This window comes from Catenulispora sp. EB89 (assembly GCF_041261445.1).
Classification (GTDB): Bacteria; Actinomycetota; Actinomycetes; order Streptomycetales; family Catenulisporaceae; genus Catenulispora.
Map to the genome: position 1 here is coordinate 51,521 of NZ_JBGCCU010000024.1, position 12,841 is coordinate 64,361.

The window sequence follows — 12,841 nt, forward strand, 5'->3', positions numbered from 1 at the left end:
CCATGGCGATCCCCACCCATCCAGCCTCCGGCCCCGCTCCCGCCGAGCGGCCGCCCGAGATCCACACCGCGGCCCAGGCGCCACCGCCTCGTTCCCCACTGCCTCCGTCGCCACTGCCGCCCTCGGCGACTCGCCTGCGCGCGGCGGGGCGCACCCGGCGGCGACCGCGCGTCGTCCACTGGGCCTTCGCCGGCCCCGCCGCCGCCCTGTTCGTCGTCTTCTTCGCCTATCCCCTCGGCGCCAGCCTCTACCAGAGCTTCACCAACGACGACGGCGGCACCCAGACCTGGGCCGGCCTGGCCCAGTACCGCCGCATGCTGCACGACCCGGTGTTCTGGAAGTCCCTGTGGAACACCGGGCTCATCCTGGTCTTCCAGGTCCCGCTCATGATCTGCATCGCGCTGGTCCTGGCCTGCGTCCTGAACCAGTCCTGGCTCCGCTTCAAGGGAACCTGGCGCATCGCCTTCTTCCTGCCGTCGGTGACGATGCTCGTCGCCTACGCCGTGGTGTTCCGCGTCCTGCTCAAGACCGACGGCGGCATGGTCAACCAGGCCCTCGGCTGGTTCGGGGTGAGCCCGGTGGACTGGCTGAACAATCCGGTGTGGGCCCGGGTGTCCCTCATCGGCACGATCACCTGGCGCTGGACCGGCTACAACGCGGTGATCCTGCTCGCCGGGCTGCAGAGCATCCCCAGGGAGCAGTACGAAGCCGCCGCGATCGACGGCGCCGGCGCGGTCACCACCTTCCGCAAGGTCGTGGTCCCGCAACTGCGGCCCGTGATCCTGTTCTGCTCCATCACCTCCACCATCGGCACGCTCCAACTCTTCGACGAGAACTTCGTCCTCACCAAGGGCGGACCGGACAACGCCACCATGACCCCGGTCCTCTACCTCTACAAGGTCGGTTTCGACCAGATGGACTTCAGCTACGCCTCCGCCATCGCCTGGGCCGTGGTGCTGATCATCGGCGTGCTGTCGGTGATCCAGTTCCGCTTCTTCGGCCAGTCGGATCGGGCGGCCAGTACCGCGAGGTCGGAAAGGAGGCGGGGATGACACTCGATCCGAGCGTCCTGAAGCGCTCCGTCGTCATGCTCCTGCTGGTGATCGGCGCGCTGGTCAGCATCCTGCCGTTCTACTGGATGGTGGTCGCCGCCACCCACAGCAACGACGAGCTCTTCCACTCCCCGCCGCCGTTCGTGCCCGGCGGGCACTTCCTGAGCAACATCAAGGACCTGGAGTCCTCGATCGGGTTCAGCCGGGTGATGCTGAACAGCCTGGGCATCGCCGTGGTCTACACGCTGGCCAGCGGCCTGATCTCGGCGATGGCCGGCTACGGCCTGGCCAAGTACCGGTTCCGCGGGCGCGGGCTGCTGCTGGCCCTGGTGCTCACCACCATGATGGTGCCGTTCCAGGTGCTGCTGGTCCCGCTCTTCCAGATGATGTCGAACCTGGGCTGGGTGAACAGCTACCAGGCGGTGATCGTGCCGTTCCTGGCCAACTCGTTCGGCATCTTCCTGATGCGCCAGGCGTTCCTGGACTTCCCCGACGAGCTGATCGAGTCCGCGCGCATCGACGGCTCCGGCGACATCCGGACCTTCTACCGGATCGTGCTCCCTGTAGTGAAGCCACAACTCGGGGCCCTGGCGATCTTCACCTTCATGAGCCAGTGGAACGCCTTCCTGTGGCCGCTGCTGATGCTCGACTCCCAGGACAAATACACCGCACCGGTCGCGCTCTACACGCTGGTCGGCGGGACACATGTGGACTATTCGGGCTTGATTCTCGGAAGTTTCCTGGCGACCCTCCCTCTGATGCTCATTTTCTTTATCTTCCAGAAGCAGTTCGTGTCCGGCTTGTTGGGAGGAGCAGTCAAAGGATGATCACACGCGTAGAAGGTCTCTTGTATGGAGCGGACTACAACCCGGAGCAGTGGCCGGAGTCCGTCTGGAAGCAGGACGCCAACCTGATGAAGGACGCCGGCGTCACGATGGTGACGCTCGGGGTGTTCTCCTGGGCGCGGTTGCAGCCCGCCGAGGACGAGTGGGACTTCGAGTGGCTGGACGGGTTGATGGACCTGTTCCACAGCCGCGGCATCGCCGTCGACCTCGCCACCGCCACGGCCTCGCCGCCGGCCTGGTTCGTACGTCAGTACCCGGAGACACTGCCGGTCACGGCTGACGGCGTGCGCCTGGAGTTCGGCTCGCGGCAGCACTACTGCCCGTCGTCTCCGATCTACAGGGCGGCGGCGACGCGGCTGGCCCGCGCGATCGCCGAGCGCTACGGCGAGCACCCCGCACTGGCGCTGTGGCACATCCACAACGAGTACGGCGACCACGTCACGGAGTGCTTCTGCGAGGTGTCGGCCGAGGACTTCCGCCGCTGGCTGAAGGAGCGCTACGGCGACGACATCGCGCAGCTGAACTTCGCCTGGGGCACGGAGTTCTGGTCGCAGCGCTACTCGGACTTCTCGCAGATCGAGCCGCCGCGCAAGGCCCCGGGCCCGATCAACCCGGGACAGCTGCTGGACTGGCGCCGGTTCAGTTCCGACGCGCTGCTCGCCTGCTTCCTCGGCGAGCGGGAAGTGCTGAAGGAGGTGACGCCGGAGGTCCCGGTCACGACGAACTTCATGTCGATGATGAAGGACCTCGACTACTGGAAGTGGGCCGCGCACGAGGACGTGGTGTCCGACGACGCGTACCCGAACCCCGCGGACAGCACGGCGCACGTGCTCGCGGCGATGAACTACGATCTCATGCGCTCGCTCGGCGGCGGGAAGCCGTGGCTGCTGATGGAGCAGGCGCCGTCGGCGGTGAGCTGGCGGACGGTGAACGTGCCCAAGACGCCCGAGCTGCGGCGGCTGTGGTCGCTGCAGACGGTGGCGCGCGGCGCGGACGGCGTCATGCACTTCCAGTGGCGGGCCTCGCGGGCCGGCGCGGAGAAGTTCCACAGTGCCCTGCTTCCGCACGGCGGGACCCAGACTCGGGGATGGCGGGAGACGGTCCGGCTCGGCGAGGAGCTGGCGAGCCTCAAGGAGGTCACCGGGAGCCGGATCGAGAGCTCGGTCGCCATCGTCCTGGACTGGAACTCGTGGTGGGCGCTGGAGGCCGAGGACCACCCCTCGGCGCGGCTGCGGCTCCGGGACCAGATCCTGAACTGGTACTCGGTGGTGTACCGGTGGAACCACGTCGTCGACTTCGTCCCGCCGGACGCCGACCTGAGCGGGTACAAGGTGGTGCTCGTGCCGAACCTGTACTCGGTGAGCACCGAGAACGCGGCCCGGCTGACCGACTACGTGTACGGCGGAGGGTACCTCGTCGTCGGCTTCTTCAGCGGGATCGTCGACGAACTCGACCACATCCATCAGGGCACTGACGGGACCGGCGGCGGCTACCCGGGTCCGCTGCGGGAGGTGCTCGGCGTCGCGGTGGACGAGTGGTGGCCGATCGCGGAGGGGTACTCGACGGCGGTCACCTTCACCGCCGACGAGGAGACCGCGAAGGCGACGAAGAAGAAGCACGGCAGCCGTGGCGGCTACGGCCTCGGCTACCAGCCCACGCCCGCCGCGCTGGGCTGGAGCGAATGGCTCGCCACGACCACGGCCCGGACCGTCGCGCACTACGCCGAGGGGCCGCTGAAGGACCGCCCCGCGGTCACGTGCAACGACTTCGGCGAGGGCCGGGCCTGGTACGTGAGCTGCGATCTGGGCTGGGCGATCGAGAAGGTGCTCGCCGAGGCCGTCCGGCCCGCGGTGGTGTGGCCGTCGCCGGCCTCGGCGCTGGCCGTCACCGGGATCGAGGTGGTGTGCCGCAGTTCCGAGTCGCACCACTACTACTTCCTGCTCAACCACGGCGACACCGCGGTCGATCTGGGTTCGTCGGTGCCTTTCGGCGCGGTGAACCTGCTGACCGGGAGTCGTCCCACCCATCTGGCCGCGAAGGGTGTCGCGGTCCTGAAGGTAGGAAGGTGATCATGTCTCGTCGGTTACGGGCCCTGGCTGCTTTGGCGGTCAGTATGGGTCTGGTTCTTCCGGTGACGGCGGCGCGGGCTGCTCCACCACCGAACCCATCGTTCGCGAACGTGCTCGATCTGCAGGGGGTGCCGACCGTGGCGCTGCCCGGCGATCCCGCGACCGACGTCAACCCGATCGGCGTGTTCGCCGACCAGGGAGCGTGGCACGCGTATGCGCTGCCGAAGGCCGGGGACACAGCTTCGTACGGCGCCTTCACCGGGCCGCTGTACATCGCGCAGGAGTATCCGTGGTGGCTCAGCAAGGGAATCAGCCATCTGACGCTCTCGGAGAACGGCCGGCCGATCGACCTGGCTTCGGCGACGAATCCGGTGTTCACATCGCTGCCGGGCATGTTGCAGCAGAGCTTTGATGTGGACGGGCTGCGGGTGGTGATGCAGCTGCGGTACGCGAGCAACCGGACCGCACTGGTCCAGGCCTTCGTGGACAACACCAGCGGGCACGCGCGGAGCGTCGCCGCCGGCTGGACCGGATCGCTGCTGCGGCCCGCCGCCGAGCCGATGAAGAGTGCGCCCTCCCTGCACGCGACGTCGACCGGCATCTCGGTCGGGTTCGCGAAGGTGCGGCAGACCTGGGACTACCTCACCGACGGGACCGAGAAGTTCCAGGTGACCCATGCCGAGCCGGTGACCACGTCGGTGGCCGGCGACGCGTACACGACGTCGTTGGACCAGCCGCTGAAGCTGGGCCCGCACGGCCGGCAGACGCTGACGTGGACCGAGTCGTACACCTTCACCGGTGCCGACTACGCCGCCGAGCAGCCGGTCGTCGCGAAGACGCTGCGCGCTCCGGGCGCGGTCGTCGCGGCCGACGAGCGGCGGTGGCGCGGGTACGTGGCGTCGGCGGTGCGCGGGGTTCCTGCTTCGCAGCAGGCGTTGGCGGTGAAGTCGGTCGAGACGCTGACGACCAACTGGCGCAGTGCCGCCGGGGCGGTGAAGCACGACGGGGTGACGCCGTCGATCTCCAACAAGTGGTTCAGCGGCTTCTGGGCCTGGGACACGTGGAAGCAGGCGGTCGGCACGGCGGTGTTCGACCCGACGCTGGCCGAGTCGCAGATCCGGTCGATGTTCGACTACCAGGTGACGGCCTCCGACGCGCAGCGGCCGCAGGACGCCGGCATGATCCCGGACTGCATCTTCTACAACGATCCCGCGCAGGGCGGCGGGAACTGGAACGAGCGGAACTCCAAGCCGCCGCTGGCCGCGTGGGCGGTGTGGTCGGTGTTCGAGCGGAACGGGGACGTCAACTTCCTGAAGGAGATGTACCCGAAGCTGGTGGCGTACCACGACTGGTGGTACCGGAACCGGGACCACAACCACGACGGGCTCGCGGAGTACGGCTCGACCGTGGATCCGCAGAACGTCACCGCCGAGGACAAGCGCCAGGCCGCGGCGTGGGAAAGCGGGATGGACAACGCGCCGCGCTTCGACGCCGCCCTCGGCGCCGGGGTCGTCGACAACACTGACGCGGCCGGGAATGTGGTCGGGTACTCGCTGACGCAGGAGTCGGTGGACCTGAACTCGTACCTCGCGGCGGAGGACGGCGTGTTGGCGCAGATGGCGCTGCGGCTCGGGCACTGGTCGGACGCGGCGCGGTTCCAGGCGTCGCAGAAGACGGTCGCGACGGCGATCCAGCAGAAAATGTACGACCCGGCCAGCGGCTGGTTCTACGACGCCTCGCTCGGCACCGGGCAGCCGCTGACGGCGCGCGGGCGCGGTATCGAGGGCGCGATCCCGCTGTGGGCCGGCGTGGCGACGCCCGCGCAGGCGGCCTCGGTGCGCGCGAAGCTGGTGTCGCCGACCGAGTTCGACACGCGGCTGCCGTTCCCGACGGTCTCGGCGAGCTCGCCGTACTACGACCCGACCGGCTACTGGCGCGGCGCGGTGTGGATGGACCAGGCGTACTTCGCGCTCGAAGGCCTCAAGCGCTACGGCTACACCGCGGACGCGACGGCCCTGGCGGCCAAGCTCCGCGCCAACGCCGCGGGCATGATGGGCGACGGGCCGCTGATGGAGAACTACGACCCGGCCGACGGCTCCGCGATGAACTCGCGCGGGTTCAGCTGGTCGGCGGCGCTGCTGCTGGAGCTGGCGCACCAGCGGTAGGGCGGCCGGCGTCCAGGGCTGCCGGCCTCCAGGGCTGCTGGCATCTAGGACTGCCGGCATCGAGCCGCAGGTCCCCGCACGTCGGGGCCTGCGGCTCACCGTTTTCGGCGGCCGTCCACTCGTCGGACGGTACGTCCGGGTCCGCTCCCGCAGCACGCCGGAATACCGACCCACCCCGGCCGGTTATACCCTGCGGGGTATCCGACTGTATGTGACCAGGGCCCCCGTCGAGCACCGAGGAGGAAACGGCCGTGGCCGTCGTGGAACTGACCAAGGACACCTTCGCCGAGACCGTGGCGGGCGAGGGCATCACGCTTGTCGACTTCTGGGCCGAGTGGTGCGGACCGTGCCGGTCCTTCGCGCCGGTGTACAAGAAGTCCGCTGAAAAGCACGAGGACATCGTGTTCGGCAAGGTCGACACCGAGGCCGAGCAGGAGTTGGCGATGGCGTTCGACATCCGCTCGATCCCGACGCTGATGATCGTGCGCGACGGCGTCACCCTCTACCAGCACCCCGGCGCGCTGCCGGAGTCCGCGCTGGAGGACCTGATCGCGCAGGCGCGCGCGCTGGACATGGACGAGGTGCGCAAGGCTCTGGCCGAGCGCGAGGCCGAGAGCGCCGGAAGTGCGGCCGACGCCGAGAGCGCCGCAGTCTGACACTCACGGCCCCTCCCCACGACAGCGCAGTCGGCGCGGCGTCGGGTCCACCCTCCGCAACCGCGCCGACCACGCTGCCAGCCTCGTCGCCGGCACCGCCGTGTGCCCCCGCACACCGGGCGATGTCCGCCACGGGGCCTATTTCAACACGTTGACTACGACAACGCGCGGACGACGGGCGCCGACCGCGTGTCGGTGCAGCGCCGGCGTCGGATCCGCAACCTCGGGCAGCCACCGCGTCGTCCTGTCAGGAAACGGCGACGGCACCGGCCGAGTCCACGAATTCGAACGGATTCGAAGATGATCAGGATCCAGCTCGGCGCCGACGGCCTGGCCCGCTCGCGCTTCGCACTGTCCCCGGTCTCGGAGACGGTCAACATGCTGTTGGCCGCCGCGAACGGTGACCTTCCCGCGCCGTTGCGCCCGAGGCTGCGCGAGACGATCGCCGCCCGGCGCCTGGATCTGCTGGCGGCACTGCTGAACGTCGAAGCCGACGCCGGCCACTACATCCCGGACTTCCTCACCCCGCAGCCGACGCGCTACGAGGGCGACACCGCCGAGGAACTCCACACCGTCGCCACGACCCCGACCTGGCGCGTCGCCGGCGAGTTGGCCGTGGCCGTCGAGGGCGAGCTGGCCAAGACCGTCGGGCGCACGCTGCCGCGCAAGCTCACCGAGACCGACGAACGCGAAACCTCGGAACGCCTCGCCAAGGAGCTGGAGCAGGTCTGGCTGCACGTGCTGGCCCCCGAATGGCCGCGCGTGAGGGCCCGGATGGAGGCGGACGTCGACGAGCGGCTGCGGATCCTCGGCAAGCACGGCTTCGCAGCCGCCATCGACACCCTCAGCCCGAAGATCGACTGGCACGACGGAAGCGTGCGCGTCCGCGGCCGCTTCAAGGTCGACGTCCCGGAGCCGGCCCTGGTGTTCCTGCCAAGCGTGTTCATCACCCGCGCGGCGACGGTGATCGACCCGGTGGTGCGCTACCAGCAGCCCGCCGACGACAACAACACCGACGCCGGCCGCCGGCCGAACCACGACCGCCGCGCCGCAATGCTCTTCTACCCGGTCGCCCGCAGCACGCCCGGCACACCCCCCGAACCACCGCGCCCCGGCGAACTCATCGGCTGGACACGCGCCCAGATCCTGGCCGCCGTGGCGGCCCCGGCGACGACCGGCGAGGTGGCGGGCCGACTCCGGCTGAGCCCCTCAACAGTCTCGTATCACCTGCAGATCCTGCACCGAGCCGGCCTGGTGCGGCGAACCCGGGAGGTTCGCAGTGTTCTGTATCAGTCGACACGTGCTGAGGAATAACCGCAGACCGGGACGCCAAACGCGCCGCTGGCAGAGCGGGCAGGCCGCCGCGCCTCAGTCAGCTGGCCCCGGCCGCAACTCATAAATCGGGTTGTAAACCGCCCGCTGCCCGCCGGCCGTCGTGATCCGTCCCCGCACCACGATCCGGCGCCCCGGCGCGATCCCCGGGATCTGCCGCCGCCCGAGCCAGCTCACCGTCACCGATCCGGTGCCGTCCCACAGGTCCGCCTCCAGCACCGGCACGCCGGCGCGCGGGCGCATGCGCACCGTGCGGAGCGTGCCGGCCATCACCACCTGCTCGCGGTCCGGGCAGTCGGCGATGGCCGTGGCTCCGCAGGGCGAGACCTCCTGCGACAACTCGGCCGCCTCCAGTTCCTGGTTCTCCAGCGTCAACGACTGCAGCCGGGTTCTCTGACGCGGCGGCTTCGGCTGCTTCGGCTTGGTCATGGCACTCCCCTGGAAGGTTCCCTGCGCGTGCGCCTGCGCCTTCGCGGCCTCGATGCGGGCGGTCGCCGACTCCAGTTGGTACGGCACCGCCGCGACCACGACCCGCCGCTGGAACAGCAGGCGGCTCTTCAGACGCAGCGCGGACTGGTTGTGCAGCACCTGCTCCCACCAGTGGCCGAGCACGTACTGCGGGATGTAGACCGTCACGACGTCGTCGGGGTTCTCCGTCCGGACCCGCTTGACGTACTCGATGATCGGCCGCGTGATCTCCCGGTAGGGCGAGGCGATCACGGTCAGCGGCACCGGGATCGAGCGCCGTTCCCACTCCGCCTTCAGCGCCTCCACCTCGGCGTCGTCGAGGTTCACCGTCACCGCTTCCAGCGTGCTGGGCCGCGTGGCGCTGGCGTAACCGATCGCGCGCAGCGTCGGCAGGTGCAGCTTGGAGACCAGGACCAGCGCGTGGTTGTTGGCGGGCAGGCTGAACACCGCGTCGTCCGAGGGCGTCAGCTCCCGCGCCACCGCCGCGTAGTGCCGGTTGATGGCCCGCATCACGAGCCAGATCAGCGGCATCGCCAGCACCACGATCCACGCGCCCTTGGCGAACTTCGTCACCAGCACGATCACCAGCACCGCGGCCGTCACCCCGGCGCCGATGGCGTTGATCACCCGCGACTGCATCATCCGGCGGCGCTCGACCGGGTCCGCGGTGTCCCGCAGCAGCCGGTTCCAGTGCCGGATCATGCCGGTCTGCGAACAGACGAAGGACACGAACACGCCCACGATGTACAGCTGGATCAACCGCGTCGGCGAGGCGTTGAACGCCACCACCAGCAAGGTCGCGAACCCGGCGAGCAGCAGGATGCCGTTGGAGAACGCCAGCCGGTCGCCGCGGGTGTGCAGCTGGCGCGGCAGGTAGCCGTCCTTGGCCAGGATCGAGCCGAGCACCGGGAAGCCGTTGAACGCGGTGTTCGCCGCCAGCACCAGGATCAGCGCCGTGACGACCTGCAGGATGAAGAAGAACGGCGAGTTGCCGCCGAACACCGACCGCGCCACCTGCGCGATCACCGTGCGCGGCTGCTGCCCGGCCGGCAGGCCCGACAGGTTCGCCGCGTCCGCCGCGTGCACGTGGCCGGCCAGCGCCAGCGCGGTGACGCCGGCGAACATCGCGACCGCGATCCCGCCGAGCAGGGCCAGCGTCGTCGCGGCGTTCTTGCTCTTCGGCGGCTTGAACGCCGGGACGCCGTTGCTGATCGCCTCGACGCCGGTGAGCGCGGTGCAGCCGGAGGCGAAAGCCCGCAGCAGCAGGAAGATCAGCAGCACGCCGTTGTAGTGCGTGGTGTTGATGATCTTGTAGTGCTCGCTCTCGGCGTGCAGTCCGTGCCCGAACACCACCCGGATCAGCCCGGTCACGATCATCACGCCGACCGCCGCGACGAAGCAGTACGTCGGCACCGCGAACGCCGTGCCCGACTCCCGGACCCCGCGCAGGTTCAGCAGCGTGATCGTGGCGATGACGACCACCGAGATCAGCACGACGTGCGAGTTCAGCGCCGGGAAGGCCGAGGCCAGGTTCGCCACACCGGAGGACACCGACACCGCGACGGTGAGGATGTAGTCGACCATCAGGGCGCTGGCGACCGTCAGGCCCACCTTCGGGCCCAGGTTCGTGGTGGCGACCTCGTAGTCGCCGCCGCCGGAGGGATAGGCGTGCACGTTCTGCCGGTACGAGGCGACGACCACCAGCATCAGCAAGCCCACCGCGGCGGCGATCCACCACGTGAAGTGCAGCAGGGCCAGTCCGCCGGCGGAGAGCACCAGCAGGATCTCCTCGGTGGCGTAGGCCACGGACGACAACGCGTCCGAGGCGAACACCGGGAGCGCGATCTTCTTCGGGAGCAAGGTCTCGCCGAGCATCTCGCTGTGCATCGGCCGGCCGACCATGACCCGTTTGGCTATCCCCAGAGCACTTGGCACGACCGCGATGCTATTGCCGGGCCACCCGGAAAGCACTAGCGTCCGGGCGTTTATTTCTCACGGACTACTCACGCCTCACAACGCGGTGACCGCGCTCCGCTCACGTTTTCCCCACGGTTTCCAGCGGCTGGAAGCGATACCCCATGCCCGGCTCGGTCAGCAGCTGGCGCGGGTTGGAGGGCTCCGGCTCCAGTTTCTGCCGCAGCCGCGCCAGGTAGAAGCGGAGGTAGCTGCCCTCCGGCTCGTGCTCGGTCCCCCAGACATGGGCCAGCAGCTGCTTGCTGGAGACCAGGCGGCCGGGATGGCGCAGCAGGATCTCCAGCACGGCCCACTCGGTCCGGGTCAGGCGCACCGCCTCCGGCACGTCGGCCGGCGCCTCGGCGGTCCGCGTCACGGTACGGGCCGCGAGGTCGACGAGGTGGTTGCCGACGGCGATCACCGGCCCGGTGGTGTTCTCCGGCTCCGAACGGCGGATCAGGGACCTGACGCGCGCCGCCAGCTCGTCCATGTCGAACGGCTTGGTGACGAAGTCGTCGGCGCCGGCGTCCAGCGCCTCCACCTTGTCCCAGGAGTCGGTGCGGCCGGACAGCACCAGGATCGGCACCGTGGTCCAGCCGCGCAGACCGTCGATGACCCGGACGCCGTCCATGTCCGGCAGGCCCAGGTCCAGCACCACCAGGTCCGGGGTCCGGCGCGCGGCGGCGGCCAGCCCGGCCGCGCCATCGGCGGCGACCGTGACGTCGTAGCCGCGCGCCTGCAGGTTGATGCGCACGGCCAGCAGCAGCTGCGCCTCGTCGTCGACCACCAGCAGATGCTTCATCGGGACGACGCCTCCCGCGAGCCGGACGCCGGCCGGGCCGGCACCGTCACCACCATCGTGAGCCCGCCGCCCGGGGTGTCCTCGGGACGCAGCTCGCCGCCCATCGCCTCGACCAGCCCCCGGGCCAGCGCCAGGCCGAGCCCGACGCCGGCGGTGTTGTCGCGGTCGCCGAGCCGTTGGAAGGGACGGAAGACGCGCTCGTGGTCGGTGGCCGGGATGCCGGGGCCGTGGTCGATCACGCGTATCTCCACCTTGTCGCCGTTCGGGGTGTCCGGGATGTTCGGGGTGTTCGGGATGTTCGGGGTGTGCACGCGGGTCGCCGCACCCGCGACCAGCTCGATCCGGGAAGCGGTGTGCTTGGCGGCGTTGCCGACCAGGTTCGCCAGCACGCGTTCCAGCAGCGCGCTGTCGGCCAGCGCCGGCGGCACGCCCTCCGGGTTCGCCGCGAACGTGACGCGGCCCGCGGCCGTCGGCACGTCGTCGATCGCGCGCGGGATCACCTCGTCCACCGCGACCGTCTCCACCAGCGGCTTGAGCGCGCCGGACTGCAACCGCGACATGTCCAGCAGATCCTCCACCAGCCGCGAGAGCCGGCCCAGCGAGGTCTGCGCGGCGCCGAGCAGTTCCTCGCGCTCGCCGGCGGAGAGCTCGAAGCGCGGATCGTGCAGCGTGTCCACCGAAGCCCGCGCCGCCGCCAGCGGGGCGCGCAGGTCGTGCGAGACCGCGTTGAGCAGCGCGGTCCGCATCCGGTCGGCGGCCTCCAGCTGCGCGGCCTCGGCGGCGGCCTGGGTCGCGCGCCGGAACTGCTTGCCGGAGTACTCGACCACCGAGGCCACCGTCACCGCGACGATGACGAAGGCCGAGAACGTGATCACGTCGTTGGCCACCGCGATGCGGAACGTGTGGATCGGCGAGATGAAGTAGTAGTCCAGCAGCAGCGCGGTCCACACCGCGGCCACCAGCGCCGGCACCATCCCGCAAACCCGCGAGATCGCGACCAGCGCGACCAGGTAGATGAGGACCTGGCTGCTCAGGTTCAGGCGCTCGGTGAGGGTCGTGAGCACGGCCGTCAGCAGCGGCGGCACGACCAGCGCCGCAACGAGCCCGCGCCACCCGCGCGCGCGTGCGAAGTCCGGCATCGGTCCTCCCCAGGCTCCTCGGCTCGCGGCTGCGCCCCGGGTCCGCACGCCCGGGATCTGGTGTGCAGCATATTGCGCGCGTAGTATCACGCGCGATCATGCGCTTCGCACGTGGGGTTGGGGGGAACCTTGGGACGCAAAGCGGCGACATTGGCGACGATCAACCGGATACCGTTCCGGTGTCAGGTCTGCCAGCTGGATCTTTTCTTCCGGAAGCAGGTCAAGCTGCAAGTCACCGGCACGTTGTCGGGCATCGAGTGGAGCACCGCGTTGATCTGCGCCCGGTGCGGATATGTGCACCTGTTCATGAACGACGCCATCGAGCTCTGGGCCGCCGAGGGCGGGTACCCGCAGGGCTGA

10 protein-coding genes are annotated in these 12,841 nt (G+C 69.7%); 7 read left to right on the forward strand and 3 right to left on the reverse strand.

The window, feature by feature from the left end:
* Positions 1–2: 2 nt before the first annotated feature.
* The 6 genes from ABH920_RS37605 to ABH920_RS37630 all read left to right on the forward strand — a co-directional run bounded on the left by ABH920_RS37605 (position 3) and on the right by ABH920_RS37630 (position 8,101).
* Complete coding sequence (locus ABH920_RS37605; RefSeq protein WP_370354052.1) at positions 3–1,052, forward strand: carbohydrate ABC transporter permease; 1,050 nt, start codon at positions 3–5, stop codon at positions 1,050–1,052.
* Complete coding sequence (locus ABH920_RS37610; RefSeq protein ID WP_370354053.1) at positions 1,049–1,879, forward strand: carbohydrate ABC transporter permease; 831 nt, start codon at positions 1,049–1,051, stop codon at positions 1,877–1,879. Before ABH920_RS37605 ends, ABH920_RS37610 begins: the two co-directional genes overlap by 4 nt.
* Complete coding sequence (locus tag ABH920_RS37615) at positions 1,876–3,966, forward strand: beta-galactosidase (protein ID WP_370354054.1); 2,091 nt, start codon at positions 1,876–1,878, stop codon at positions 3,964–3,966. The genes ABH920_RS37610 and ABH920_RS37615 overlap by 4 nt, the downstream gene beginning before the upstream one ends.
* 110 nt (positions 3,967–4,076) lie before the next feature.
* Positions 4,077–6,131 carry a trehalase family glycosidase gene (locus tag ABH920_RS37620; RefSeq protein ID WP_370354055.1) on the forward strand — a complete coding sequence of 685 codons (2,055 nt, stop codon included), beginning with the start codon at positions 4,077–4,079 and terminating at the stop codon, positions 6,129–6,131.
* A gap of 251 nt (positions 6,132–6,382) precedes the next feature.
* Positions 6,383–6,787 (forward strand): thioredoxin, encoded by a 405-nt coding sequence (gene trxA, locus ABH920_RS37625; protein ID WP_370354056.1) that lies wholly within the window; start codon positions 6,383–6,385, stop codon positions 6,785–6,787.
* A 300-nt stretch (positions 6,788–7,087) separates the two neighbouring features.
* Complete coding sequence (locus ABH920_RS37630) at positions 7,088–8,101, forward strand: ArsR/SmtB family transcription factor (RefSeq protein ID WP_370354057.1); 1,014 nt, start codon at positions 7,088–7,090, stop codon at positions 8,099–8,101.
* A gap of 54 nt (positions 8,102–8,155) precedes the next feature.
* On the opposite strand, the gene ABH920_RS37635 is transcribed toward ABH920_RS37630, so the two are convergent.
* The 3 genes from ABH920_RS37635 to ABH920_RS37645 form a co-directional block, all read right to left on the reverse strand.
* Positions 8,156–10,489: an amino acid permease gene (locus tag ABH920_RS37635; RefSeq protein WP_370354169.1), complete on the reverse strand. Its 2,334-nt coding sequence runs from the start codon at positions 10,487–10,489 to the stop codon at positions 8,156–8,158.
* Positions 10,490–10,622: 133 nt separating this feature from the next.
* A complete protein-coding gene (locus ABH920_RS37640) occupies positions 10,623–11,342 on the reverse strand; it encodes a response regulator (RefSeq protein WP_370354058.1) in 720 nt (239 codons plus the stop codon).
* Positions 11,339–12,481: an ATP-binding protein gene (locus ABH920_RS37645; RefSeq protein WP_370354059.1), complete on the reverse strand. Its 1,143-nt coding sequence runs from the start codon at positions 12,479–12,481 to the stop codon at positions 11,339–11,341. The genes ABH920_RS37640 and ABH920_RS37645 overlap by 4 nt, the downstream gene beginning before the upstream one ends.
* A 129-nt stretch (positions 12,482–12,610) precedes the next feature.
* Between ABH920_RS37645 and ABH920_RS37650 the strand changes: the two genes are divergently transcribed.
* Complete coding sequence (locus ABH920_RS37650; protein WP_370354060.1) at positions 12,611–12,841, forward strand: hypothetical protein; 231 nt, start codon at positions 12,611–12,613, stop codon at positions 12,839–12,841.

What these genes read in the sequence shown, in the direction of transcription:
- ABH920_RS37605 (WP_370354052.1), top strand. Translation starts at nt 3, where the DNA reads ATGGCGATCCCCACCCATCCAGCCTCCGGCCCCGCTCCCGCCGAGCGG.
- ABH920_RS37610 (WP_370354053.1), top strand. Translation starts at nt 1,049, where the DNA reads ATGACACTCGATCCGAGCGTCCTGAAGCGCTCCGTCGTCATGCTCCTG.
- ABH920_RS37615 (WP_370354054.1), top strand. Translation starts at nt 1,876, where the DNA reads ATGATCACACGCGTAGAAGGTCTCTTGTATGGAGCGGACTACAACCCG.
- ABH920_RS37630 (WP_370354057.1), top strand. Translation starts at nt 7,088, where the DNA reads ATGATCAGGATCCAGCTCGGCGCCGACGGCCTGGCCCGCTCGCGCTTC.
- ABH920_RS37635 (WP_370354169.1), bottom strand. Translation starts at nt 10,489, where the DNA reads ATGGTCGGCCGGCCGATGCACAGCGAGATGCTCGGCGAGACCTTGCTC.
- ABH920_RS37640 (WP_370354058.1), bottom strand. Translation starts at nt 11,342, where the DNA reads ATGAAGCATCTGCTGGTGGTCGACGACGAGGCGCAGCTGCTGCTGGCC.
- ABH920_RS37645 (WP_370354059.1), bottom strand. Translation starts at nt 12,481, where the DNA reads ATGCCGGACTTCGCACGCGCGCGCGGGTGGCGCGGGCTCGTTGCGGCG.